The organism is Collinsella aerofaciens (assembly GCF_005844325.1).
GTDB lineage: Bacteria > Actinomycetota > Coriobacteriia > Coriobacteriales > Coriobacteriaceae > Collinsella > Collinsella aerofaciens_G.
The window spans coordinates 38,072-64,620 of the sequence record NZ_SPFY01000012.1 but is presented as its reverse complement, the minus strand read 5'-3'; the positions used below and the strand labels follow the sequence as shown (position 1 = coordinate 64,620).

20 protein-coding genes are annotated in these 26,549 nt (G+C 61.1%); 6 read left to right on the top strand and 14 right to left on the bottom strand.

The window, feature by feature from the left end; genetic code table 11:
• Positions 1–138: 138 nt before the first annotated feature.
• Together FGQ61_RS05400 and FGQ61_RS05395 are read right to left on the bottom strand one after the other, a co-directional pair.
• On the bottom strand, positions 139–993 hold the full coding sequence (locus FGQ61_RS05400; RefSeq protein WP_138374821.1) for a bifunctional 5,10-methylenetetrahydrofolate dehydrogenase/5,10-methenyltetrahydrofolate cyclohydrolase: 855 nt from the start codon (positions 991–993) through the stop codon (positions 139–141).
• Positions 994–995: 2 nt separating this feature from the next.
• The gene (locus tag FGQ61_RS05395) at positions 996–1,628 is read right to left on the bottom strand and encodes a cyclodeaminase/cyclohydrolase family protein (protein ID WP_171021518.1); all 633 of its coding nucleotides are present in this window, start codon (positions 1,626–1,628) and stop codon (positions 996–998) included.
• Positions 1,629–2,007: 379 nt separating this feature from the next.
• Here FGQ61_RS05395 and FGQ61_RS05390 point away from each other — a divergent pair, with 379 nt between their 5' ends.
• The 4 genes from FGQ61_RS05390 to FGQ61_RS05375 all read left to right on the top strand — a co-directional run bounded on the left by FGQ61_RS05390 (position 2,008) and on the right by FGQ61_RS05375 (position 6,237).
• Positions 2,008–2,607, top strand: a complete 600-nt coding sequence (locus FGQ61_RS05390) for a hypothetical protein (RefSeq protein ID WP_138374820.1) — start codon at positions 2,008–2,010, stop codon at positions 2,605–2,607.
• A 241-nt stretch (positions 2,608–2,848) separates the two neighbouring features.
• The gene (locus FGQ61_RS05385; RefSeq protein ID WP_138112914.1) at positions 2,849–3,442 is read left to right on the top strand and encodes a hypothetical protein; all 594 of its coding nucleotides are present in this window, start codon (positions 2,849–2,851) and stop codon (positions 3,440–3,442) included.
• Between the two features lie 305 nt (positions 3,443–3,747).
• Positions 3,748–4,386 (top strand): hypothetical protein, encoded by a 639-nt coding sequence (locus tag FGQ61_RS05380; RefSeq protein ID WP_138374819.1) that lies wholly within the window; start codon positions 3,748–3,750, stop codon positions 4,384–4,386.
• A 3-nt stretch (positions 4,387–4,389) separates the two neighbouring features.
• A complete protein-coding gene (locus tag FGQ61_RS05375; protein ID WP_138374818.1) occupies positions 4,390–6,237 on the top strand; it encodes a phosphatidylinositol-specific phospholipase C in 1,848 nt (615 codons plus the stop codon).
• Positions 6,238–6,331: 94 nt separating this feature from the next.
• On the opposite strand, the gene FGQ61_RS05370 is transcribed toward FGQ61_RS05375, so the two are convergent.
• Entirely contained in the window at positions 6,332–6,601 is a 270-nt protein-coding gene (locus tag FGQ61_RS05370; protein ID WP_138112918.1) for a hypothetical protein, read from the bottom strand.
• Between the two features lie 167 nt (positions 6,602–6,768).
• On the opposite strand from FGQ61_RS05370, the gene FGQ61_RS05365 reads away from it, so the two are divergent.
• Complete coding sequence (locus FGQ61_RS05365) at positions 6,769–7,818, top strand: PDDEXK nuclease domain-containing protein (RefSeq protein WP_138374824.1); 1,050 nt, start codon at positions 6,769–6,771, stop codon at positions 7,816–7,818.
• Positions 7,819–8,243: 425 nt separating this feature from the next.
• Here FGQ61_RS05365 and FGQ61_RS05360 read toward each other — a convergent pair whose 3' ends face one another.
• A complete protein-coding gene (locus FGQ61_RS05360; protein ID WP_138374817.1) occupies positions 8,244–8,822 on the bottom strand; it encodes a hypothetical protein in 579 nt (192 codons plus the stop codon).
• Positions 8,755–9,582 (bottom strand): TFIIB-type zinc ribbon-containing protein, encoded by an 828-nt coding sequence (locus FGQ61_RS05355; protein WP_138374816.1) that lies wholly within the window; start codon positions 9,580–9,582, stop codon positions 8,755–8,757. The genes FGQ61_RS05360 and FGQ61_RS05355 overlap by 68 nt, the downstream gene beginning before the upstream one ends.
• Before the next feature lie 218 nt (positions 9,583–9,800).
• On the opposite strand from FGQ61_RS05355, the gene FGQ61_RS05350 reads away from it, so the two are divergent.
• Positions 9,801–10,982, top strand: a complete 1,182-nt coding sequence (locus tag FGQ61_RS05350; protein WP_138112922.1) for a cation diffusion facilitator family transporter — start codon at positions 9,801–9,803, stop codon at positions 10,980–10,982.
• A 12-nt stretch (positions 10,983–10,994) separates the two neighbouring features.
• Here the strand turns inward: FGQ61_RS05350 and FGQ61_RS05345 are convergent, their stop codons facing one another.
• From FGQ61_RS05345 to dnaE, 9 genes are all read right to left on the bottom strand, one after another.
• Positions 10,995–11,984: a hypothetical protein gene (locus tag FGQ61_RS05345; RefSeq protein WP_138374815.1), complete on the bottom strand. Its 990-nt coding sequence runs from the start codon at positions 11,982–11,984 to the stop codon at positions 10,995–10,997.
• A 180-nt stretch (positions 11,985–12,164) separates the two neighbouring features.
• Positions 12,165–13,832, bottom strand: a complete 1,668-nt coding sequence (locus FGQ61_RS05340) for a formate--tetrahydrofolate ligase (RefSeq protein WP_138112926.1) — start codon at positions 13,830–13,832, stop codon at positions 12,165–12,167.
• Positions 13,833–13,976: 144 nt separating this feature from the next.
• Positions 13,977–15,044, bottom strand: a complete 1,068-nt coding sequence (gene ruvB, locus FGQ61_RS05335; RefSeq protein WP_138374814.1) for a Holliday junction branch migration DNA helicase RuvB — start codon at positions 15,042–15,044, stop codon at positions 13,977–13,979.
• Positions 15,044–15,664: a Holliday junction branch migration protein RuvA gene (ruvA, locus tag FGQ61_RS05330; protein WP_138112928.1), complete on the bottom strand. Its 621-nt coding sequence runs from the start codon at positions 15,662–15,664 to the stop codon at positions 15,044–15,046. Before ruvA ends, ruvB begins: the two co-directional genes overlap by 1 nt.
• Entirely contained in the window at positions 15,664–16,185 is a 522-nt protein-coding gene (ruvC, locus tag FGQ61_RS05325; protein ID WP_118405685.1) for a crossover junction endodeoxyribonuclease RuvC, read from the bottom strand. Before ruvC ends, ruvA begins: the two co-directional genes overlap by 1 nt.
• Positions 16,186–16,427: 242 nt before the next feature.
• A complete protein-coding gene (locus tag FGQ61_RS05320) occupies positions 16,428–18,413 on the bottom strand; it encodes an NAD(+) synthetase (RefSeq protein WP_138374813.1) in 1,986 nt (661 codons plus the stop codon).
• Positions 18,414–18,530: 117 nt separating this feature from the next.
• Positions 18,531–18,893, bottom strand: a complete 363-nt coding sequence (locus FGQ61_RS05315; protein ID WP_138374812.1) for a desulfoferrodoxin family protein — start codon at positions 18,891–18,893, stop codon at positions 18,531–18,533.
• 150 nt (positions 18,894–19,043) lie between these two features.
• On the bottom strand, positions 19,044–22,508 hold the full coding sequence (locus FGQ61_RS05310) for a DEAD/DEAH box helicase (protein WP_138374811.1): 3,465 nt from the start codon (positions 22,506–22,508) through the stop codon (positions 19,044–19,046).
• 45 nt (positions 22,509–22,553) lie between these two features.
• Complete coding sequence (gene dnaE / locus FGQ61_RS05305; RefSeq protein WP_138374810.1) at positions 22,554–26,357, bottom strand: DNA polymerase III subunit alpha; 3,804 nt, start codon at positions 26,355–26,357, stop codon at positions 22,554–22,556.
• Between the last annotated feature and the right edge of the window lie 192 nt (positions 26,358–26,549).

The window sequence follows — 26,549 nt, the reverse complement described above, 5'->3', positions numbered from 1 at the left end:
AAAGGGAAGAGGCGGGTCATGCCCCGCCTCTTACACCACATCTCTGCGCGCTACCTGACTATCTTGGCAACAGTACTCATATTTGGCATTGTTTGACCACGTGGTATATAGCTAACCCCCTCAAACAGCCCAAAACGCCTATTTCGATGCGCGCTCCGCCGCCTCAATCACGTGTTTGGCGAGAATCGCGGTGGTCACAGCTCCCACGCCGCCCGGCACAGGCGTGATGGTGTCAACAACCGGCTCTGCAGCATCAAAATCAACGTCCCCGACCAACTTGCCAGCGGCCTCGTCCCAATTAATGCCAACATCGATGATTGTCTGGCCCTCGCGAACCGCGTCCACACCAATCGTGTGCGCGCGCCCAACGGCCGCAACCACAATATCAGCCGCACGGCACTCGGCAGCAAGGTCGCGCGTATGCGTATGGCACGTCGTCACGGTGGCATTGCACGCCGTAAGCATGGCGGCAACGGGACGCCCGATCACCAGCGAGCGCCCGACCACAGCAACCTTAGCTCCATCCAGCTCAACGCCGTAATGATCCAGCAAAGCAAGCACAGCTTCGGCTGTGCAGGGGGCAAAACCCTCGCCGCGCCCCGAAAGCGTGGTGAGCAGCGAAGCCGGCGTCATGGAGTCAACATCCTTGGCGGGATCGAGCGCTGCGGCGACGGCGTTCTCGTCAAGGCCGGCGGGCAGCGGGCGGAACATCAGACAGCCATGAACAGCCGAATCGGCATTGATGTCCTCGATAGCCGTCAACAGCTCGTCCTGCGAAACATCGGCAGAAAGCAAAACGCGACGAGCCTCAATCCCCACTTTTTCGCAGCGCTTGAGCGCACCGCGCTCGTAGGATAGGTCGTCCTCGCGTTCACCTACACGCACAATAGCCAACGTCGGAACAACGCCCCGCTCGCGCAGGGCTGCGCAGCGAGCAGCAAGTTCCTCAGTCAAAGCGCGAGCAACGGGAGCACCCTTCAGCAGTTCAGCCATGGCTATCCTCTCTTCCTTGCAGCGTCGGAGGCGCGGCGCGCCAGCGCCTCGGCGCGCGGCAACCATGTGTCGAGCAGCTCATCACACGCCGTCTCGAGCTCCTCGGCACGAACGCGATCCTTCATAGACGTGGTGTTCGCAAAGAGCGTCAAACTCGCGCCTTGCATAGCGGCACGGCAGAACACGGCGCCGCACGCCACATCGGACAGCAGCTGACGCGAACCCTTGTCGGCCATGTCCTCGAGCAGCGCCAGCGCACGCCCGCAGGCATCCATAATGCGATACGGCGGCAGAGCGGCCACATGCAGCGCATCCTGAATCGCGGTCGCTCGAGCCGGATCGTCACGCGGAATACCGTACGCCGCGGACACCTGCCCGTAGGCACGAACGTCCTCGGCAACCAGACCCACAAGTTCCTGCGCCAACTCATCCGCCTGGGCAAACGCGCGCGTCAGATCGTCTGCGCGATCGGCAAGCGCGGGGTTTGTCGCCCCATAGCGGGCAACCATTCCGCAAAGCGAGGCGCCCAGCGCACCTACAAAGGCGCTCGCGCTGCCACCACCGGGAACCGGCTCGCGCGCGGCCAGCGCCTCGGCAAAACCGCGACAGGTTTTATCCATCATCTCTTGGCTCATACGCACACGCACCTTCAAGTCATATATATCGGTCGGGCGGCCGACGCCGGCCGACCGCATCGATCACGTAATGGTGCTAAGTCTAGCCCATAAGTACGCGAGCGTCAGCGCACCTGGCCATCGCGGATTTCTATGGCACACGATAGGCCATGCCAACGCAAACATGGGACACATGGCCCACCTTTCGAGACTCCCGAGCAGCACAAGCTGGGGCATATCTATAAGTAAGGAACCCGTTGGGGAACGGCCGCGCAACGGCCACAAGCGATGAACGGAGGCATAAGTCGCACAGTACACAGAGACATCCGCCGCCAGCGCAATCAGTACCCCAACAGCATGCGGCGCCGTGATGTCATCAGCAGACAAGGAGGACGCCACCATGATGAAAAAGACCCTATCAATCCTTTCCCTTTGCATCGCCCTCTTTGCCGCGCTCGCCCTTGTGGGCTGCGGCGGGAGCGCATCGGGCGGCGGCAGCGCCCCCAAGAGCGAGAGCAAGGAAAAGGCCCCCGTCGCCAAGAAGACCGACTACATCTGGTTTAAGGTCGAGATGCCCGAGGGCGTCGGCGTAAGCGACTCTGCCGGCAAGAATGCCGACAGGGTCCAGCTCACCTTCCCCGAAGACGAGAACGCCTCGGCCGATCGCTTTATCCCCGTTTGGAAAAAAGCGCTGACGGCCGAGGAATCCCACGCCGACCAGGCGGAAAAGAAGGGGGATACGTTCCAGTGGAAGGATGGCGGGTCCGTCGAGTATAACGGCAGGACGTGGCTCGTCGGAACATACGAGGACAACAGCGGCATCTCAACCATGCTTTTTACCGATGTTGAGCCGGGAAGCGTCTACGTCCTCATCTCGAACTTCGACCAGCACAAGAAAGAAGCCGAGGCACTCCTCAACTCCATCGAGTTCCCCGATGACATGGTAGAGGCAGTTTCCGAGGCACGCGAAGTCGAGATTTCGAGCATCGAGATCAAGTAACGGGACACCCGCACGCGCCTACGCGCACCCGCGCACATGCGCCCCATTAAAACAACGGGCGCCCAACCCGGGGAGGGCCGACAGCACCGGCCCTCCCCTCTTTTGGACCCGTGCATATTGCCACTTAACGGCGCAAATCCGGCCCTCAGAATGGGACACATGGCCCACCCTAGCGAGCCGTCCACGCGTACAGTAAAGGCAGGTAATCCATGGGCGGTTACAGATCGAGGAGGACACGACCATGAAAAAGAAGGCCTTTGCGATTCTCACCCTCTGCATCAGTCTCTTTGCCGCGGTTGCCCTGGTGGGCTGCGGTGGCAGCGGCGGCGCTACCGGCAGTGGAGGTGGCGGCGGAGCAGAAAAGCCAGCCGTGGATATGAGGACCGACTTCATTTGGTTTAAGGTCGAGGTCCCCGAGGGCGTCGAGATCACCGACGTCGCAGGCGACACCGCCGACAGGGCCCAGTTTAAGTTCACCGAGAGCGAGCACGCCAGCGATCGCTTCATCCCCGTCTTCGACTCTGACAAGAACGCCGATGAACTGTTCGACTACGAGGCAAAGTGGAATGCCAGCTTTGAGTGGACCGAGAATGACCCCGTCAAGTACAACGGCAAGACTTGGCGCAACGCTTCCTATACACACTCGGGCGGCGTAACGACCGAATACTTCACCGACGTTGACGGCGGCAGTGTGTATGTGCGTATCGACAACGTCGAGGAGCACAAGGACGCCGTCGAGACCATGATGAAGTCTCTGGAATTTGCCGACGACATCGCCGAGGCCAAGACCGAGGCCATGGACGTCAAGCTCGACGATATCGAGATCAAGCGCTAAGCGACTGGCGAGCGCAACGGGAAACACGGTCGCAGTGCAAACAAGCGACGGTACCCCAGCGCTTCGTACCCAGGGAGGGCCGGTAAACCGACCCTCCCTTTCTTATGCCTGTAGCCGACGAACGCGAGGATGCCGGACGCCGGAACCGCCCCAAATGTGGCAACAGTACGAAAACGACAAACACCCCAACACGTCCGCCCACCGATTTATTGCGCCGCGCAGACAATTAAACCAGCATCTTTAAACATCTGGGCAGTATAGTGACCAAAACTATCGCATAACCGCACTCTGCGAATGGAGAAGTTATGACCGAACACCATGCCATCAGCCGCCGAGCGTTTACGCTGGGCCTAGGGCTTGCGGCGTTGTCACCACTTGCAAGCCTGCCCGAAACCGCAGCGCCGGGCATTCCCCTGCGAGCGGCATTTGCAGACAACACACCCGCACCGTCGGACAGCCTCCACAATTTCGTCATTCGCCTTCGCCCCGCGGGCTATTTTCGCACCGCGAGCGTCAACCAAGACGGCAACGTTCGCGGCAACGTCTGTCACCTGTTTAACGACGGCACGTCCAGCAAGCTCATCCTTGAGAACGTAACGACCAAGAATGACGATACAAACTGGTACGCCATCCGCACCTTGCTCAATTTCGAAGAGCATAAAAAGACGGGCTACAGCATTTGGTCGGTCGACGACGACTCGGACAAAGATGGAAAGGTCATCCACGTATGGGGCGGCGAGTATGACAACAAGCCCAGCCGCGCTTTTGCGTTCGAGCGTCAATCAAACGGAACCTACATCATCCGAGACCGCACGGTCGAGAAAGAAACCGAGAAAAAAGACATTAAGTACCTGGCAATAGAATCGAACGGCAAAGACCAGGACAACAATAAGATCTGCCATAAGAGTAAGAGCATTCCGTGGGAGCTCGAACTTATCGGTTAGGACATGAAAAAGAACGATGCCACGGTTAGCAGCCTCGACTGGATCACGTACAGCAGCTACGTCGACGGACCATGTTGGATGAAATACGTCGACGACAACAAGTTCCTCGACGAGCTGAGCATCCCGGGTACGCACGATTCGGGCACCTGCAGCGTGGACAACGACACTGAGCCCCAATCCTCGCAAGTAAAATGCCAGCAGGATTACATTCCCACGCAGTTGCTCGAAGGCATTCGCTATTTCGATATCCGGCTCGGAAAGGGCGATGACCCCGGCATCGACCACGGGATTTTCTACCTACTCAAAAAAGACGGGAACTATCTGCATCTCTCCGATGTCATAGGCTACTTCAAAACGTTTTTGAACGAAAACCCGACAGAAGCGCTCATCATGCTTGTATCACGAGGCAACGACGAGGCTACCGACGAAAGTGTTACGACGGCTTTCGCCAAGGTTTTGGACGACAACCCCAAACTGTTCTATACGTCGAGCCGCGTTCCCACACTGGGCGAGGTGCGCGGAAAGATCGTCCTGCTACGTCGATTTGGACTCGACGGCGACAGCGTAAGCGGCCACACGTGGGGACTCGACCTCACCGAATGGGATAACAAAATCGCAGTGCACACCGACAGCAGTTCCATGTGTCTCGTCCAAGACGCGCGGGGCTTTGAAGCCGCGGGGGAAACAGGCGACAAAGAGCCCTATTGCACCAAGGTATACGCCCAGGACAAGTACAAACTCACGGGAACCGACAAGCTCAGCTGGGTCGATAATGCGCTGAAGGAAACGACCGGGCGCACGCGCAACGAGGTAGATGTCGAGGACGATAACGGGGCCAAGGAGAAAGTCCTGGAGCGTTGCTGGTCTATCAACTACACCAGCTGCACGGGCTTGTCGCACGGAGGCAATCCTTTTACCTCGGCACGAGTAGTCAACGAGCATCTGTATAAGAGCCCGTACATCAATCCCAGCGGCATCGAGGATACAAAGTCAGATTACCTCAAGCACATTGGCATCATCGCATCCGACTTTGTTGATGCGGCGCTGGCCCGGAGCATCTACCAGCGCAATTACAATTACGATACGAAGCACACGCAGTCGGCTTCGTGCTGCCTCCCGACCCGCATGCGCATGACGTACGGCGACTCGCTGAGCGATGCCTCGCTCCAGGATGGCAAGACCGTTGGCGAGGGCCATTTCCGCCTTGTCGACAGCAGCAACGTACTCAACGTGGCGGCTTCGGGCCATGCGTTTACCATCGAATACGTGGATGTCGACGCCTTGGGCAACGAGACCGTTACGGGGCTGCAGGGATCCGTGCCCATCGATATCGATCCGCGCGCACTGACACCCCACTTTGAGGGGCTCGAAGGCCTTAAGGCCGGCGAGGATGTGCGCACAAAGGTCGCGGCGCTGCTCGAGGGCAAACTCGAAAACGATGCCTGCACGGCTCAGCTCGAGTTTGTGCACGACGCGGACGGCGCTCCGGGCACGGCAATGGTCGAGGGCGAGGCATTTACCGCGGGAACGTACTGGGTGCGCGCGAACGGTCTTTTGGGCGACGCGGCGCAAAACTACAAGCTTGCTAATGACGGAGCCGCGAGCTTTACCGTAGCGGCCTCGAGCAGTGCAGGCGGCACCGGCACCGACGGTGGCACGGGTTCCAACGCAGGCAGCGCTGATAAGAACGGTAAGGGCAACAAGGGCAAGAACTCGGGCGGAAAACTCGCCGACACGGGCGACGGCTCCGGCATTGCCGCCGGGCTCGCTGCCGCCGCCGTAGCGACAACGGTCGCCGGCGCGGCAATGCTTGCCAACGACCGCGAAAACGCTGGGGACGGTAGCGAATAGGCAAGCCGGCCTTTTAGACACATCGACTCAATGGGGGGCGCAGGACACCGTTCTGTGCCCCCGATTTTTACCTTGGCCCAAACGCCGCCATAGGCTACATCACCATGTTCAGCGCGTTAACAAACTCCTGGGCCTTCGCACGGCTGCTCAGGCTAAAAACACAAGCAGTCAACAGCCTGTTACGCAGAAAAACATCGCGGCCCTTGATCCTGTTGACCCCCGTAATGTCCTTAAGATAGACAATCTCGGTGTGCTTGCCACCAAAAGTGCCCTTCTTGAGCACCTCAATACGGTTGGGGTAGATCTTGACGTCTTTATACCTACCCGAACCTTTGTCCTGGAATAGCAGCGTGTTATTGTCCATACGCGTCACTCCCGTGGGATTCGCTAAAACTGCCTCTATGGTCACATTTTAGTCACCGCAAGGCCCCATGCGAAGATGTCAGACAGCACAGCAATTCGTGTCCGCGCGAGGCTTTAAACTAAATGCGATAAAGACGCATTCCACAAAAGGAAAGTGGGGCGACAGTGATGGGCGAACTGGTAAACCGTGGAGAATCGGCAATCGTGCCCGAAGGTTTTTACAAGCAGGTCTCCTCGATTCTCAACGCCGCTCGCGACAAGGCCTATACCGCCGTTAACTTTGCGATGGTTGAGGCATATTGGGAGATCGGCAAGAGTATTGTTGATGAACAGGGCGGAGAGGGGCGCGCCAAGTATGGCGATGCACTGATCGACGAACTTGCCGTTAGATTGACTAAGGATTTTGGCAGAGGCTTCAACGCCAGAAGCTTAAGATACATGCGTCAGTTTTATCTTGCGTTCCCAATCCGGAACGCGCTGCGTTCCGAATTGAATTGGACACATTACCGCAGGTTATCGCGTATAACCGACCCTGATGCTCGAACATGGTACATGAACGAATGCGCCGATTCTCGTTGGAGCACGCGTCAGCTCGAACGCCAGATCAACACCATGTTCCGCGAGCGCCTACTTGCCAGCAAGGACAAGGAGGCCGTCACCCAGGAAATCCAAAAGAGCGCCCCGGCTCGTCGCCCCGAGGATATCATCCGCGACCCATATGTACTGGAGTTTTTAGGTTTCTCGGACGATACTGCGTTTCGCGAGAGCGATCTAGAGCAGGCGCTCATCACGCATCTTCAGAAGTTCCTGCTGGAGCTTGGCCGTGGTTTCGCTTTCGAGGCGCGCCAAAAGCGCATCACCTTTGATGGGCGCCATTTCTATATTGACCTTGTTTTTTACAACTATCTGATGCGCTGCTTCGTGCTCATCGACCTTAAGACGGACGACCTTACGCATCAGGACCTGGGCCAGATGCAAATGTATGTGAACTACTACACGCGCGAGCTCATGAACGAAGGCGACAATCCGCCCATAGGCATCGTGCTCTGCGCGGACAAAAGCGATTCGATTGTCGAGTACACGCTGCCCGAAGACAACGACCAAGTGTTTACCGCCAAATACCTGCCGTATCTTCCAAGCAAGGAAGAGCTGGCGCGCGAGCTGAGTGCCGAGTACCGCGCCATCAACGAAGCGACTAATGGCGAAACGCAAGGGTAGCAGCACGTTGCGACCGAAGCCACCGCAGCCGTCGCAGGCGCACTCGCGGTTGCGACGCACGCTACGAAACAATACCGGTCATGGACGCCGGCAACGACATTCTAGCCGTGGCTGGCGAGCGTGACCTGACAGGCAAAGACGCGGCCTTCGTCTGATGTGGGTCCATTGGCTGCCACAGAAAAGGGCCGGTTGCAGCCGGCCCTTTAGACGATAATACCTGCGTTGCCCGCGCTTCCGAAGTGTGACTAGCTGAGGAGCGGGTTCCGCGGCACAACCTGATTTTACCCAGTGAGGAGGCTCTTTTGCAGCCGCTCCACTGTTTATTTACATCTGGCACCCTCAAACAATCAGACGGCAGCCCGCACTCCTGAGAGCTGCCCCGCACCCCCGGCCATCACCTTACGGCAACAACCGGTGCTACTCCCCTACTTCCCAAATAGCGCACCCAGCAGACCGCGGCGTTTGGGCTTCTCCTCTCGGTAGGAACCCTCGACGGCGGCTGCAACCTGGCGCGGTTGCTCGCCGCCTCCACGGCGCACGATCTGGTACAGGAAGGGCGATTTAACGTATTTGACCTCGAAGGGCGTGGCGTGCACGGTGCTCTCACCGGACAGATGCAGGCTCGGGCTGAGCGGCGCCACGATATGCGTTTCGCGCTTGTCGCTAAACACCACCGCGGCCGCGCGGCCCGTCTGGCCGTTTACGGCAATGCGCACCTGCTCGCCATCGCGGCCGTCTGTCGCCGGACGATCGACAAAGTAGACCGGCACCATCACCAGGCCGTCCTTATGTTTGCGGGCCTTGCGCGCCCACATGCGAATGCTCTTTTTATTGAGCCCCAGTACAGCCTCGGCGTCGTTGCCCGCAACGTCGAGCGCCAACTTATCAATGACCACCTGGTCCTTGGTAGACGCATCGACTGAGACAACGCGAAAGTCACCTTCCTGCATGGCGGGATCGAACGGACCGACCTTGGCAAAGTCCCACGGCTCCAAAATGCCCATGAGGCGAACGTCCAGGTAGTTTGCCCTGGGGTATGCCCAGTCGAGCACCTCGTAGTACACCAAGGCCTCGTTTGCTCAGGCCCTTGCCCGGGAAGCTCGCCATCATGCGCAAGTCCGCCAGCGCCATGGGGAAATAGAAGAGCATCATGTCGTTTTGGATCGCGTCTTCCACGTCGTGCCCGGCAAAGGCATCCGGATACTGGCGCACCAGCTGCAGCGCGTTGGCACGTGCCTGCTGCGGCGAGATTTCGCAGGGAATACCCTGCTCGGGCACATACTCCGCACCAACGCCCATGGTCAGGCGCTTGCTAAACGTCCCCGGCTTGAGCAGGTCCGCAATGCCGATCTTATTGCCGCAGGACGGGCACTCAAACACACGCTGCGTTGACTCGCCCTCAAAGGACGCTCCGCAGAAGGGGCAAGGAATGCTCACATGCGTGGCCTCTTGGAACTCCTGCGCCGTGCCGCGATCCTCCCACAGCAGATGTTCCAGGACCGACTGATTGCGCCAGTGCGCATTGAAGAAATACCAGTCCGGGTCCTGCGGGCGCTCGAGTTGCGACACATGCGTGAGTTTGAGCAGTCCATCCACCACCGTCAACGGCGTATGGCGAATACCCAAAGCGCTCTTGGGCTCTCCGGCGTCCGCCTGCCACGGAACCACCGTGCCGCAATAGGCGCACTCAAAGCTGCGCTTAGCCTGGTGCGAGTACATAGGGCCGCCGCAGTTTTGACATTTTATGGCAAACATCTCGTCCATGGAAACGTCCTCCTTTGCACAGGGGCTGTCGACATTAAGTATGTCGAGCAAGCAGGCACATGCCCATACCCATGTGGCCCAAAATGGACCACCCAGGCAGACGAGAAGGCTCGTTCGTTAGCACCGGCAGACTATTGCTGCATTTTCTGAGCATCGGCGCACGGCGCCCCCGTGCGAGCTACACTATCCCCTTAAACATGATTGTGAGGACGACCGCTATGCTATTTGTAAATCGGCTGGTACATACGCTTGTTCCCGGCAGCGAGAGCGAGCCGGTCGATGCATCTTGCCGCACCAACGCGGGCTTTTCCGCAAGCCTCGTCTGCATTGGCCTCAACATCACCCTGTGCCTGGCCAAGGGCATCGCGGGTCTGCTCGCCGGCTCCGTCTCCCTCATCGCCGACGCTTTCAACAACCTCTCCGATGCCTCGAGCAACATTGTGAGCCTGCTCGGTTTCCGCCTTGCCAGCCGCCCGGCAGACGAAGGCCACCCCTATGGTCACGGCCGCTACGAGTACCTAGCCGGCCTGTTCGTCGCCGTCCTGGTTTGCGCCGTCGGCATCAACCTGATTCTCGAGTCGGTCACCAAGATCATCAAGCCCTCGCCCACCGCTTACACGTTTATTTCCCTTGCGGCACTGGCTACGTCCATGCTCGTTAAGCTCTGGATGGCAGCGTTCAACCGCACGCTGGGCAACCGCATCGATTCCGAGACACTCATCGCCACGGCGCAGGACTCCAAAAACGACGTCATCACCTCGGGCTCGGTCTTAGCGGCGGCGCTTATTTCGCAAGCGACAGGCTTTGACCTCGACGGCTGGGCGGGCCTGGGCGTGGGCATCTTCATTTGCATCAGCGGCATGGGCCTGGTGCGCGACGCCATCAGCCCGTTGCTGGGGCAAGCGCCCGACCCCAAGCTCGTCCAGGCAATCCGCGACAAGATCATGTCCTATCCGCAGGTCCTGGGCACACACGACCTCATGGTGCACGACTACGGCCCCGGCCGTCAGTTTGCCAGCGCACACGTGGAAATGCCCGGCGAGGGCGATGCCTTTGAGCACCACGAGATTCTGGACACCATCGAACACGATATCAAGCATCAGATGGGCATCGGTATCACGCTACACTGCGACCCCATCGCCACCACCGGCGACGACCTGCGCGGCTGGGTCAAGCGCGGCATCATGCAGATCGATCCTGCGCTCTCCATCCACGACCTGCACGAGCACGATGGCTTTGTGTCATTTGACCTTGTGCGTCCCGACGGCTTTGACATATCCGACGAGGAGCTGCTGGGGCTCGTCACGCGCATCGTGCACGAGCGCCGACCCGATGCCTCATGCGTCGTTACGTTTGACTCGGGCTTTAGCTCGCCCGACCGTCCGGCCGAGCAGCTGTAGCCCACTTAACAGCTAGTTTCCCTGCGCGCCCGAGATGCCGTTTTGTAGGGCGTTCCAGGCATCCGTCGCCATGTCGCCCAAGTTCTGCGCGGTATCGCCCAGATTTTGTGCCGTATCGCCCAGCTCTTGCGCCTTGTCTCCCAACTCCTGCGCCTTGTTGCTCAAGTCCTCCAGCGTATTGGAGCTCGAGCTGTCGGTACCGCTTTGGCCGTCGGACGAGTTGCCCGAACTGTTCTTGTGCGTGAGTTGAATTTCGAGGTTGCCGTTGTCGTTATAGTAGGCAGATGTAACGACCCAGTTGGCATCGACGACGGGCGTTGAGCCATCATCAGTCAGGACCACGGCATTCGAAAGATCGGCGCCGCGCGACTTGAGGATCTTCTTGGCGTTGGACCAGTACTGCCCCGGGATATCACTCAGATCGACGGTGCTAGACGAGGCGGACTCGGTTTGCTCGGCAGCGGTATCGGCCGTTGAACTCCCTCGCTTGTTGAGCATGCCCGACACGATGGCAAACACAACCGACAGCGCAAAGAAGATCGCCAGCACGATGAGGATCTTCTTAATCACGCTCGACGAACGCGACGGCGTCTCTTCCTCGTCCTCGCCATATTGCGGAATCGACTTGGGGTACTCGCGATACGGCTCGCGCGACTCGTAGCGAGGCTGCGCCGTGCGAGGCATATACGTCGTCTGCTGAGGCAGCGGAATGGGATTCTGCGGCAGGTCATCATAGGGATTCGGCGTCGAGGCGGCATAAGAATCCTGCGGCGCGTAATCAAACGGGTCTGCCGCCGCGTTGCCATAGGGGCTTTGCAAAGATGCAGCGTAAGGGTCCTGCGCCGCGTCGCCATAGCCCATAACTCGTGTGGGCTCGGCAGAAGGCTGCGTCGCGGCGGGGTCGACATAACCGGGGTTGGGAACAACGCGGGTCGCATCGGCGCTATCGCCAGCCTGCGCGGAACCGCAGCCGCCCATCACGGTTGTCTTGTCCTGATCCATGCAACGATTCCTTTCCGTCGCCTGTAAGCATCAAGTTATCCATGCATTCTACCAGCGCAAAAGCCTATGATGGGCAGAGTCCGTCGGTATCTACAAGACATGCGCGGGCCTAAGGATCAAAAAGCCCCGCCGGGCCTTGGTAGGCGCGACGGGGCGGGCAAGCGGCTATGAGCAGCGAGCTTAGAACAGGCCGGTGATGTTGCCGTCGTTGTCGACGTCGATGTTCTCGGCCGCAGGGACCTTGGGCAGGCCCGGCATGGTCAGAACACTGCCAGTCAGTGCGACCACAAAGTGGGCGCCGGCGGAAACCTTGAGCTCACGCACCGTGATGCGGAAGTTCTCGGGAGCGCCCAGGGCCTTGGCGTTGTCGCTAAAGCTGTACTGCGTCTTGGCCACGCATACCGGCAGGTTGCCAAAGCCGTTCTCGCGCAGCTCGGCAAGCTGACGCTTGGCGGCCGGCGTAAAGTCAACGCCGTCGGCGCGGTAAACCTTGGTGGCAACAGCATCGAGGGCGTCGGCCACATCGGCGCCGTCCTCATAGGCAAACTTGAGCTCGCTCGGCTGCTCAATCAGACGCATGACCTCATCGGCCAGCTCGAGCGCGCCCTCGCCGCCCTTGGCCCAGACCTCGGAAAGCTTAACGTTGACGCCGAGCTTCTGGCACTCGGACTCGATGAGCGCAAGCTCGGCCTCGGTGTCCGTCGGGAAGCGGTTGATGGCGACCACGCAGGGCAGACCATAAACGTTCTGGATGTTGTCGACGTGACGCAGCAGGTTGGGCATGCCAGCCTTGAGTGCCTCGAGGTTCTCCTCGTTGAGGTCGGCCTTGGCGACGCCACCGTTGTACTTCAGCGCACGAGCGGTCGCAACGACCACGACGGCGCTGGGGCGAACGCCCGTCATGCGGCACTTAATGTCGAGGAACTTTTCGGCGCCCAGATCGGCGCCGAAGCCGGCCTCGGTAATGGCGACATCGCCAAAACGCATGGCCATGCGCGTAGCCATGATGGAGTTGCAGCCGTGGGCAATGTTGGCGAAGGGACCGCCGTGGACAAACGCGGGCGTGCCCTCGAGCGTTTGCACCAGGTTGGGCTTGAGCGCGTCCTTAAGCAACGCGGCCATGGCACCCTGGGCCTTAAGGTCGCGGGCACGGACGGGCTCGCCGGCAAAGCTATAGCCGACGACAATCTCGCCCAGGCGCTCCTTGAGATCGCTGATGCTCGTAGACAGGCACAGGATTGCCATGACCTCGGAGGCGACGGTGATATCGAAGCCGTCCTCGCGCGGCACGCCCTGAGCCTTACCGCCAATGCCGTCGATGACGTGGCGCAGCTGACGGTCGTTCATATCGACGACGCGCTTCCAAGTGATGCGCTTAACGTCAATACCGAGCTGGTTGCCCTGCTGGATGTGGTTATCGAGCATGGCGGCCAGCAGGTTGTTGGCAGCACCGATGGCATGGAAGTCGCCGGTAAAGTGCAGGTTGATGTCCTCCATGGGAATGACCTGGGCCCAACCGCCGCCAGCGGCACCGCCCTTGACGCCAAAGACGGGACCGAGCGAAGGCTCACGCAGGGCCACGGCGCTCTTGATACCGCGACGACGCAGGCCATCGGCCAGACCGATGGTCGTGGTGGTCTTGCCCTCGCCCGCGGGCGTTGGGTTGATAGCGGTCACGAGGACGAGCTTGGCCTGGTGATCAGTCGGCTCGTTGAGCAGTGAATAGTCGACCTTAGCCTTGTCGAAGCCGTACGGAATAAGGTGCTTAACGTCGACGCCGGCGTTCTTGGCCACCTCGGTAATAGGCAGCGGCGTGACAGAACGTGCGATTTCGATGTCAGTAGGCATGGGCGGTCCTTTCGTTACCGAATGAGAAAAAGACCAATTCAGCATAGCACGGGCGCGCAACAGTAAAACGCCCATAACCGATGAACGGCGATATGTTTACCCGATGCCCAGCGATAGTCCAACAGCCCGCCAAAACAAAACGCCCTAAACGGTAGGTTCAATCCCCAGGTGCTCAAAGGTGCGGAGGGTTGCCTGACGGCCCTGCGGCGTACGAATCATCAATCCGCACTGCAGCAAATAGGGCTCATAGACATCCTCGAGCGTGCCTGGGTCCTCGCCCACCGCGCTGGCAAGGGTCGTAAGTCCCACGGCGCGACCGGAGAACGTCTTGGCGAGCGTCTCCAAAATGCGAATATCCATCCAGTCCAGACCGAGCTCGTCGATCTCGAAGAACTCGAGCGCCTGGCGACAGATATCGAGCTCGATGGGGCCGTTGCCGCGCACCTGTGCGTAATCGCGCACGCGCTTGAGCAGACGGTTGGCAAGACGTGGCGTGCCGCGCGAACGCGAGCCGATCTCGAGTGCACTGGGATGGTCGATCGTCACGCCCAGGATAGTCGCCGAGCGCGTCACAATCTGCGCGAGCTCCTCGACCGTGTAGTAATCCAGGCGATATGAAATGCCAAAGCGGTCGCGCAACGGGCCGGTCAACATGCCTGAGCGGGTCGTTGCCGCCACCAGCGTAAACTTGGGGATATCCAGGCGAATCGAGCGCGCCGCCGGACCCTTGCCAATCACGATATCGAGGGCAAAGTCCTCCATCGCGGGGTACAGGACCTCCTCGACCGAACGGTTGAGGCGGTGGATCTCGTCGATAAACAGCACATCGCCCGGCTGCAAGTTAGTAAGGATGGCCGCCAGGTCGCCCGTGCGCGCGATGGCAGGGCCACTCGTGGTCTTGATCTGAGCGCCCAGCTCGTTGGCGATAACGGTGGCCAGCGTGGTCTTGCCCAGGCCCGGAGGACCCGAGAAGATCACGTGGTCGAGCGTCTCGCCACGGCTCTGCGCCGCTTCGATCAACACGCGCAGGCCCTGCTTGATGTGCTCCTGGCCGCAGTAATCGTCCAGGCGCTGAGGGCGCAAAGTGCGGTCGACATCGAGATCCTCGGCCGTCAGCTCCGAGCCCACCATGCGCTCGCCGTGCGCCATGGATGCCGCCGGCGAGTTACCGGGCGTCGCCCACAAGTCCTGAGAGTCATCGGCTTCCCACATCACGCATCCATTCCGAGTCGCTTAAGCGCCGCGCCGAGCAGATCCTCGACACGCATATTCTGCCCATCATACCCGCTCAGGGCAACATCGGTCTCCTGCGGGCTAAAGCCCATGGAAAGGAGCGCCGCACGGGCATCATCGATCACCGAGGGAGCGGCAGCGGGCACGGGCATCGCAACCTGTCCGGAAATCACGTCGACCGGCACAAAGCCCTTATCCTTGGCAAAGGTGCTCTTGAGTTCCAGGATCAGGCGCTGAGCTGTCTTTTTGCCCACACCGGGTACCTTGGCCATGCCCTTGTCGTCCTCGGCCATCACCAGCGAATACAGCTGCCCCACGGTATAGGTGGAAAGCACGGCGAGCGCCAGGCGCGGGCCAACGCCCGAAACGGACACGAGCCGGTCGAACATCGTGCGCTCATCCTTTGAGGAAAAACCGAAAAGTGTCATGGCGTCCTCGCGCACCTGCATACGCGTGTAGAGGCGGACCTCGCCGCCGGGCGTCGGCAACGTGGCCGCAGTGCTGCCCGAGATGCCGAGCTCAAAGCCAACGCCCGACACATCGACGACAGCCGAGCTCATCGTGGCCTCGACAAGCGTTCCGTGGAGCTGGGAGATCATCAGTATCCGGTTCCTCTCTGTTGATAGAACTCGCCACCGGTGAGGGCGCGGGTGCGGCTGAGGTTTACGTGGCAGATGGCGCAGGCCAGGGCATCGGCGGCATGGTCGGGATGCGGGTCGTGGTCGAGCTGTGTTAGAGTGCGTACCATGTAGGCGACCTGCCGCTTGTCCGCGGCGCCGGTGCCCACCACAGCCTGTTTGATCTGCATGGGCGTGTACTCGCCAATCTCGAGCGCGCATTCCGAAAGCGCTACGAGTGCAGCACCGCGGGCATGCGCCGTGGGGATGGCCGAACGAACGTTGGCGCCAAAGTAGATACTCTCGACAGCAGCCGTGTCGGGTCGATAACGCTCGACGACATCCTTAAGGTCACGGGCGATATGCGACAGGCGCACCGCGAGCGGACTTCCGGCACTGGTCTCGATGCAGCCATAGGCACGGCAGCGAACCTCGCCGCGCCGCTCCTCGATAATCCCCCAACCCGTATGGGCCAAACCGGGGTCGATGCCCAAGATAACCAAGCCAACCTCCCCTCGCCACAAGCACAGCGCAAGACAAGGCCCCGCGCATCATTCACGAACGTCTGTTCTAGAATAACACAACGCTAGCCCTATAAGTCAGCCGAGATCGAATTGTAGGTTGAGTATACGCAAGCGAGCGCCCGCCAGAGCGAGCAAGGTGCCTTGAAAGAGGAGGGCATTGACCTGGCGGTCATGTCCGACGATTGAAAGGCAGATTGCCGCTCTGGCGGGCGCGCAGCGACCTAGTTCTGAGAGAAGAACGGAAATTGTCGGGGATCAACCGGCGGATGCGGCATCGGGCCACCCTGGGGCCCACCCTGCGGGCCACCCTGGCCGCCCATCATCTTATCGATGGCGTCCTGAACCTCGCCCTCGAACTTTTTCATTCCCTCGTGTAAACGGCGCTGGCCGTCCTCAGAGCGCAGCTCCTCCATCTGCTCGGGCGAAATACCCAGCAGCTCACCCAAAATGCCCATCATCTCACCGCGCATACGGTCACTCGTATCGTCGTCGGCAAAGCGACGCACCTCGGCGCGCGCCAGCGAATCAACCGTCATGCGCTCCTTGCCGTTGAGCCCCAGATCGGACCACGCAAGCATGTACGGCCAGGCGCGCTCGGCAAACGAACGGGCAGAGACGATCGGCACCGCCGGCAGCATGCGGCGGGCGGCCTCGCCCTGACGCACGAGCATCAGCAGCAGCGAGCAGGCCTCAGGCTTGCCAGCGGCCATCGGGATGTCGTCGAAAGATCGATTGCGGTCCACGTGCGACTCGAGCGCACCATCGACCTCACCCGGCTCGAGCCCGCCGAGCAGCTGTGCCGCGCGGTCGAGCATATCGACCGGACCGTCGAGCGTCGAGAGCGCCTGCGCCAGCACTCGCTCCATACAATCTTCCACCGCGTTGAGCGTCACGAGCTCTTGGGGCACCACGGCAGACGTGCGGTTGCGCACGCGCGCCACAAACTCAAGCGTCGACAGGTACACATCGCCAAAGGGCGCATAATCGCCCTGGTAGCCGCCGCAAAGCGCCGGCGCCGCCAGCGCGTACTCGGTTTTGGACAGCGGGCTCAGCGCCATCGCACCCAACTCGAGCGCCGTGTCCTCCAGCATGAGGCCCAGCGTGCGCGAGCGCAGACGCTCGGCATCGCCCGCCGACACGTCGCGATCGAGCACACGCGCCGCATCCGGTGCATCGCGCTCGACGGTGCGAATGTGCAAACGCTCGGCGATGGCGCGGACGGCGGCACAGCGGGCAGCCTCGGCCTCTTCCTGCGCCGGCGTAAAGATACGGTTGCGCCCCAGCACCAGGCCAATCACGTTGCGCGGGCCCAGAGCGTCGACGGCCAGCGCCGCCAGCAGGGACGACGGCAAGTCACCCTCGAGTGCTACCACAGCACGCGACGCACCGTGGGATCGGGCGTTGTCGCGCACGGCAAGCACCAGCGCCTGCCACAGCCACTCCTCGGAACGGAACTCGGGCAGTTCGTGATCTTCCAGGGCATCGAGCATCACGCCGCGCTGAATCTCCTGAACCAGCAGGCTCTCCTCAAAACACGGCGCCTGGGCCACCACGCGACCGCAGTCGTCGAGCACAAACGAACCGCCGGTATACACCGACTCGTCATAGGCACCGACCGGCGCCATGCAGGCAAACCACACGCTGCGCTTGGATGCGATCTTGCGGTAAGCGCCGCTGCGAACGGCGGCAATGGCAGCAGTCTCGCGGTCGGTCATGTCAAACGCGTTGAATTGGAAATACGCAATGAGGTCAACACCGGTCGGCAACATCTCGAGTTCGCGGTCCAAGTCAAAAATCACGGCAATGCGCACGCCGTCCACGTCGAACACCGGCGGCGCCCAACGCGTGTCGTTGTTCTCACCACGCTGCAGGGCAATGCTCGAACGCGCCGGCACCACATGACCGTCCTTGAGCATCATGTAGTCGAGTAGCGGCTGGCCCTCAAACGAAACCGCCGCGGGCACGATGCAGATCATGTCAAGCTCCTGGATACGCTCGGCGACACCAGTCAAGCCGGCAAGCATGTCGTGCTCAAAGTCGGCAGCGCCCACCAGGCCCCCGGGTATGGCGCCCATAAAGAGCGGAGCCGGAACGCACAGCACGCGCGCCCCGCGCTCGTGGGCCAGACGAGCCTGGTCCTCGATGCGGCCGCAAATGCCCTCAATATCACCCAGGCGCATATCGATCTGTGCAAGTGCGAGCTTCATGGCTCAGCCCTTTCCGTCGTAAACCATCGTTGTCGTAGTAAAAGCGCCGGCCGCATAATGCAGTCGGCGCTTGCATGTGCATATGCTAGCTATGATACCCCGAGCGGGGGCGCGCTCCTAGAATGTCGCGGACCACAGCCCGTGCAGGTTGCAGTAGGCATAGACGGTACCGGTCCTGGAACCGCCGGCAAAAAACGTCGCGGGCTTCATGCCGGGCTCAAGGTAATGGACCTCCAAGCGGCCCTCGGCCTCAAGGGCGATCCACTCAATGTAGTGCTCGGGCAGGCTGGGGTGCTCGACCGAGCCAACGCGTGCGCGGATCACGTGACCGTCGCGCTCAGTCTCGACGACCGGCACGTGCTTCTCGTGCGCCGCATCCTCGGTGTTCGCGGTCAGCTCCGTGCAGCCGGCAGGGGTTGCAACGTCGTTGCCCAGGGCGGCAATGAGCTTGCCATTGGGGTCCTTAAAGAATTTCGCCATGATGTTCTCCTTTGCTGATGTGCCAATGTTCTTGATGGTTCTTATGCCCAAAGGCAGACAAACCATCCACGGCATTGCAAATGAACACATAACGGGCGGGGACGATGGGGCAGCGTGTGCCATCCGCCTTGGCGGCCCCACCCGAGCGGGTTAGCGCCCGTCGCCGCCCAGCAGTGCCAGAACATCTTCGCGGGTAAACAGCGCCGACGAGATGCCGTCGCCGCCGAGCACGCTGTTGACCAGGTCGCGTTTGGACTCCTGCATCTGCATAATGCGTTCCTCGATCGTGTCCTTGGCGATGAGCTTGTACACGGTCACGGTATGTTGCTGGCCAATACGATGCGCGCGGTCGGTCGCTTGGTCCTGCGCCGCCACGTTCCACCACGGGTCATAGTGGATGACCACGTCGGCCGCCGTCAGGTTGAGGCCCACGCCGCCCGCCTTGAGCGAAATCAAAAAGACCGGAACCTCGCCCGCTTGGAACTGCGCGACCATCTTGGCGCGGCTCTCCTTAGACGAAGCGCCCGTGAGCTTAAGGAAGGCGATGTCTTCCTTGGCCAAGCGCTTACCGATGATATCGAGCATACCCGTAAACTGGCTGAACAGCAGGATGTGGTGTCCGCCGTCGAGCGCGCCGTGCACGAGTTCCATGCAAGCGTCGAGCTTGGCGCTGCCCGCCTTGTAGTCCTCGTAGTGCAGATGCGGGTCGCAGCAGATCTGGCGCAGCTTGGTGAGCTCGGCGAGCACCTTGAGCTTGTCCTTCTTAAACTCGTTGGCCTCGCGATGCTGCACCTGCTGGGCGATGTGGTCCTGGTTGGCCAGATAGAGTTTGCGCTGCTCGCCGGTGAGCTGCGCCATGACGGTGTCCTCGATCTTCTCGGGCAGGTCGGCCACCACGTCTTCTTTAACGCGGCGCAGCACAAACGGCGACACGAGTGCCTGCAGGCGAGCGGCGCTATCGCCCTCGGCATGCTCGACCGGGCTCTCAAAGCGCTTGGCAAACGACTCGCGCGTGCCCAAAAGCCCCGGCATCAAAAAGTCGAAGATGCTCCAGAGCTCGGACAGGCGGTTTTCGATGGGCGTGCCCGTCAGGGCAAAGCGCACACCGGCCGGCAGGCGCTTGGCGGCGCGCGCCACCTGCGTGAGCGGGTTTTTAATGTACTGGGCCTCGTCAAGCACCACGCGGGCAAAGTCCTGCTCGACGTACTCGTCGATATCGCGCCGCATGAGGTCATACGAGGTCACGACCACGTTATGCTCAGCGGCGCCGGCTATCTGCACACGGCGCTGCGCCTTGGCACCCACGATGGCGCACACGTCGAGCGAAGGCGCAAAGCGCTCCAGCTCGGCAGTCCAGTTGTACACGAGCGACGCAGGGCACACCACGAGCGTGGGCTTGGCGTCCCCCGCCTCCACGCGCGCCAGGATATGCGCGATCATCTGCAACGTTTTGCCCAGGCCCATGTCGTCGGCCAAGATGCCGCCAAGGCCCAGGTGTTCGAGCGAGCCGAGCCACTGGTATCCGTCGACCTGGTAGCCGCGCATCGTTGCCTTGAGCGATGCCGGCACCGTAAAGTCCATCTTGCCGAGCGTGTCCAGACGCTCGACGGTGCGACGGAACGCGGCATCGCGATCGGCCTCGAGCGCTGGCGTGCGCGCGAGCATACTATCGACAAACAGGGTGCTCGACGCGGGAAGAGACACGCCATCGAGCAGGTCGACGGCATCGACGCCCAGGTCCTCGGCAAGACCAAAGGCGGCGCGAGCGCCCTCGTCCAGGCGCACGATGTCGCCGGACGTCAGGCGCGCAAACGTCTGATGGCGCTTGTACGAGTCCAGATAGATGGCAAGGTCTGCGGCCGAAAGCCCACTCGCGCCCAGCTCGACGTCGAGCAGGTTGCTCTTGACGGTCGCGCGCACCGAAAGCTTGGGCGCTGGGCGGACCGAGATCTGGCGCAGACGGTCGCTGAGCATAACCTCACCCAACTCGGACAGGGCAGACAGGCCCTCGGTCAGCAAGCAGAACAGGCTCTCGTCATCGCGTTCCTCAAACGCCAGACCGCCCTCGTAAAAGTCGAAATATAGGGCCGCCGTGTCCATAACGCGAAACTCTGCCACCTCGTCGCGGGGCGGCACGCCGGGGCGTTGCTCTTCGAAGAGACTGCCCGGAGCGCCCAGGCTAAAGAGATCTGCCGACCAGTCGCCGTAGGTAACCGTAATTTTGCAGGTCACAAGCCCATCGTCGACACCGATTGCCATGGCAAAGCTCGGCTCGGGCGCCACGGTATCGAGCGCGGCGGGCGCGGTAAGGTCGGTGTAGTCGCGCAAAATGGGCAGCGCCATACGACAGAACTCCCCCACCTGGTCGACAGCGATATGGATCGGCGTGCGACAGGGCAGCAAGCGCGATAGGAACGGCGCCGCATGCTGGGCAAACGCTACATCGGTGCGGCGCGCACGGCGGGTGTCGACCAAATAGGCAACGTCGCCCGAAGCAAAGCAGTATGCATCGGCCGGCAGGCGCAGATCGTAGCTGCCACCAGCCGCCGGCGCGATTTTGGCGGCAAGGAGCGGCGGTTGTTTCGCCGAGGCCTCGTCCTCCCCTACCGGCGACAACTCAACCGCAACCTCGTAGGAACGATGCGTCGTCGTTCCCCGCGACCAGGCGGGCTCAAAGGAAATGGTCCGGCCACGCAGCAAGTCCAGCATGTATACGATGTCATGCTCGGACAGCGGCAGCTGGCGCTCGGCGACAAAGCCGCTGCGTGCAAAATCGTACGACGCCGAACGCGAACTCGTGATGTCATCGAGATAGGCAACTGTCGTCACGACAAGGTTGAGCAGCTTTGTCGACACGTCTTCGAAGGCTTCGGGCGTATGGACAAACGTGAGCTTCTTGCCGTACGAGAAGGTGCCGCCGCGCACGTAGGCATCGGCCATGCCGTCGATGTCCTTAACCACGTAGGAGACCGATCCACAGCGAATGCGAAGCTCGAGCGCCCAGCTAAAGTGGTCGGCAAACAGTGGATTGTAATACGGCACCAGCGAGGGCTCCAACACCGCCTTGGGGGCATCGGGATCCACACTGCTGGCGAGCTTGCGGCGCATGCTCGCCAGCTCATCCATGCGCGCGTCCGAAAGATCGGAGAGCGCCTTCATGAGGCTCGGGCTCGTGGGAACTGGCGCCGGGAAGGGAAAGTTAGGGTTGACCGCCGGTGCGGCAGACGCAGGACGCGCGGCTTGCTTGGGCGCCGCCGTAAACGTGCGGACCGGCGTGCGCAGCCCCTCAACAGGCTCAATGCCGCTGGCGTCCAGGTACGCTAGCGCCGTGGCGATGGCGTGCTTGCACATGCCGGGGTAGCGATAGGCAGCGGGGCAATCGCAGTCGTAGTCGATCACCTCCTGCTCGTCCATGTCGAGCGCCACGTGCGTCTTGTACAGGTCACCGCGCGAGCCGCGCACTGAGCCCTCAACCGTCACGTTTTTGGAGAAGCGCGAGCCGCTGTCCTCGATCGACAGCACGGCGCCGTTGAGCATGAGCGAGCGGCCCTTCATAAAGGTGCCGCTCAGCGCCGCCTCTTTCCGGAGCGCCTGCACAAACGTCCCCTGCGCCATCACTTCCTCCAATCTCGCACCGAGTACCTCTCAGCAACGCCGTCCCTAGATAACCGTCACGCGGCCTTGGTTACCCACAATGGCCTTGGCCTCGGCCAGCAGCGGAATCGAGCGCGCGTTGACCTTGGCAGGCACCTCGGCGCGCAGCACGCGCCCGTCCACCTGCTCGATAAAGATCTCCACGCGGTCGCCGCCCGGGTTAGCGGTGAGCACCGTGGCCAGGCGCGCCATATTGCCCTGGCTAAAGCGGCTGTTGGGCACCATGACCTCAAACACCTTGGGCTTGTTGTTCTCCTCGTTGAGCTCAAGCGGCACGATCTCCTGCGCGATGATCTGGTCGCCGCGGTCCGAGCGCTCGAGTTTGCCCTTGATGCGCACAAAGGCGTCGGACAGCTGCGCACCGGTCTCGGGATCGACCTCGCCGTACAGGTACCCCTCGGCCTCTTTATAGGTCTTGGGGAACACGACGACGGTGGCCTCGCCTTCCATGTCCTCGAGCTGCACGATGCCCATGGGGTCGCCGTTTTTGGTCACGCGCTTGGACACGCTCGAGACCATGCCGGCCCACCACAGCGCTTTGCCCTCGGGAATCTCCTGGTTGATGGTGCCGCCCGTAGGATTCTGAACTTCGTAGCCGGTGTCGATCTGCGAGAACGAGAAGTCGCGCGCTTTGCTGAGCGCATACTCAAACGGGCGCAGCGGGTGGTCCGAGACATAGATGCCCAGAACCTCCTTCTCCTGGCTCAGCTTAAGGTGGCGGTCCCATTCCTGGCCGTCCGGATCGGGCACGCTGACCTCGAAACCCGAGCCCTCAACATCACCAAACATGTCGAAGAACGAGGTCTGGCCGCTCGCGCGGTCCTTCTGGCGCTTTATCGCGGCGTCGATGATGTTCTCGGGGTTGTTCTTGTCCACAAAGTGCATCATCTGGCGGCGCGGATAGCCCGTGGAGTCGAAGGCACCTGCCTTGATCAGCGATTCGATCACGCGGCGGTTGGCCTGGCTCGAGTCCACGCGCTCGACAAAGTCGTGCAGCGTCTTAAACGGGCCGCCCGCCTCGCGCTCGGCGATAATCGCCTGCGCCACGCCGGTGCCCACGCCGCGGATGCCGGCCAGACCAAAGCGCACGCCTTCCTTGGTAGCCGTGAACTCGGTGCCGGACTCGTTGACATCTGGCGAAAGCACGGGGATGCCGTCGTGACGGCATGCCGAGACGTAGTGTACGATCTTGTCGGTCTTGCCCGTGTAGGACGTCAGAACGGCCGCCATGTACTCGTGCGGATAGTGCGCCTTGAGCCATGCCGTCTGCATAACCAGGATGGCGTAGCCGGCGGAGTGCGACTTGTTGAAGGCGTAGGACGCGAACTCGAGAACATCGTCCCAAATCTTCTGGGCGACCTCGCGCGTGTAGTTGTTCTTGATAGCGCCGTTCATCCAGTGGTCGTAGGTGGTCTCGTCCGAGCCATCCTCCCAGTGGAGCACCGTCGACGTGAGCAGCTTGATCTTTTTCTTAGCCACGGGCTTACGGATACGCGAGTCCGACTCGCCCTTGGAGAAGCCGCACATCTCGACGGAGATGAGCATAACCTGCTCCTGGTAGACCATGGTGCCGTAGGTTTCGCCCAGGATGTCGTCCAGACGGTCGTCGTAGGAGACGGCCGGCTCCTTGCCGTTCATACGGTTGATGTAGGACGAGACCATGCCGGCGCCTAGCGGGCCCGGACGGTACAGGGCGATCAATGCCACGACGTGCTTGTACTCTGTGGGCTTCATGTTCTTGATCGTGGCCGTCATGCCGGCGGACTCGACCTGGAAGACGCCGGCGGTGTGGCCGGAACCCATGAGCTTAAAGATCTCGGGGTCGTCAAAGGGAATCTCTTCCTCTTTGATGTCGATGCCGAAGTTCTTTTTGATGTTTGCCTTGGCCTTGGAGATAACCGTCAGCGTGCGCAGGCCCAAGAAGTCCATCTTGAGCAGGCCCATGTCGGCAACGGTATGGCCCTCGTACTGGGTAATCTCGACGCCGCCCTTGGTGTCGAGCTTGGTGGGCACGTGCTCGTTGACGGGGTCGCGGCAGATCAGAACGGCGCACGCGTGCACGCCCTCGCCACGGGTGAGGCCCTCGATCGAGAGCGCCGTGTCGATGATGCGGCGAGCGTCGTCGTCCTTTTTATAGGCCTCGGCAAAATCGGGGTTAAACAGATCCTCTTTGCCGGGTTGTTTGTCGAGCACCTGCTTGAGCTTGACCTTGGGGTCGCTCGAGACCATCTTGGACAGGCGCTGGCCCATGTAGACCGGGTAGTCCAGAACGCGCGCGGCATCATTGATGGCCTGCTTGGCCTTGATGGTCGAGTAGGTGATGACGTGGGTGACCTTCTCGGGGCCGTAGAGCTGGCGAACGTGCTCCACGACCTCGAGGCGCCGCTCATCGTCGAAGTCCATATCGATATCGGGCATCTCGGTACGCTGCGGGGAGAGGAACCTCTCAAACATCAGGCCGTTCTCGAGCGGGTCGAACGCGGTGATGTTCATGGCGTAGGCAACGATAGCGCCGGCGGCAGAACCACGGCCGGGGCCGACGCCGATGCCGTTGTCCTTGGCCCATTGCACGTACTCGGCAACGATGAGGAAGTAGGCGGCAAAGCCCTTGTCGCAGATGACCTTGTATTCGTACTCAAAGCGCTCTTTGATGTTGACTCCGCCGATCTCGCGCGTGGCCCAGTCGTCACCGTAGTGCTGGCGCAGGCCCTTCTCGCACTCGCGGCGGAACTGGCTCTCGTGCGTCTCGCCGGGATCGAGCAGCGGGAAGCGCGGCAGGATGATGGAGTCCCAGTCGAGCTCCACGTAGCACTTGTCGGCGATCTCGAGCGTGTTGTCGCAGGCCTCGGGGCAATACGGGAACATTGCCCGCATCTCCTCCTCGGTCTTCATGTAAAACTCCGAGCCGGTCATACGCATGCGGTTGGGGTCGTCGACCTTGGCGTTCATACCGATGCACATGATGACGTCCTGCACGGGGGCGTCCTCGCGGCGCAGGTAATGGAAGTCGTTGGTGGCGATGACCTTGACACCCACCTGCTTGGCGATATCGATGAGCGTGCGGTCCATCTGCTCGTCGGTCAGGCCGTTATCGGTGGTAATGCCGTGTTCCTGGATCTCGATATAAAAGTCGCCGGGGTCGAAGGTATCGCGGAAGGTCTCGGCCCATTTGATGGCACCCTCCATGTCACCGCGGTCGATGTACTTGGGAATAATGCCCGCGATACAGGCGCTGGTGCAGATCATGCCCTTGGCATGACGGCGCAGGTTGTCGAGCGTCACGCGCGGCTTGTAGTAAAAGCCCTGCACGGCGGCCTCGGAGACCGTCTGCATCAGGTTGACGTAGCCCTCCTGGTCCTTGGCCAGAAGGATCATGTGGTAGAGCTCGGGCTTATGGTCGCGGGCGAGCGTCTCGTCCGGCGTAAAGTAGACCTCGCAGCCAAAGATGGGTTTGATGACCAGGGGCGGCTTGAGCTCGTCGATGTTGCCCTTCTCGTCCCACATGGCCATGTCCTTCACATACTGGGCATGCTCGCGCGGGTTTTCCTCGGGATCGGGCTCCACCAGCTCGTCGCGGCGGTCCTTTTCCAAGAAGGCCTTGTCGTGGCTCCAGGTTTTGTACTCGGGCGTGTTGTGGTTGACGGCGTCGCAGGCCAGCGCCAGGTCGGGCACGCCGTACATGTAGCCATGGTCGGTAATGGCGACGGCGGGCATGCCCAGCTCAACGGCACGGTTGACCATATCCTGGATACGGGTTGCGCCGTCGAGCATAGAGAAAACAGTGTGATTGTGCAGATGGACGAATGCCATGTGATGAGCTCCGATGCGGGTTCGTGTTCTGACTGAACGATTTTACCCCACGGCACGGACAGCACCCGAACCTAGCCAAACCAACACGGGCAGTCTTTTTGGGACCTTCAAAAAGGGGAATGAGGGCATCCAGATATATCGAGTATTACTGGAACCCCGGCGATGCGCGGAATGATTTGTGACGAATAGTCA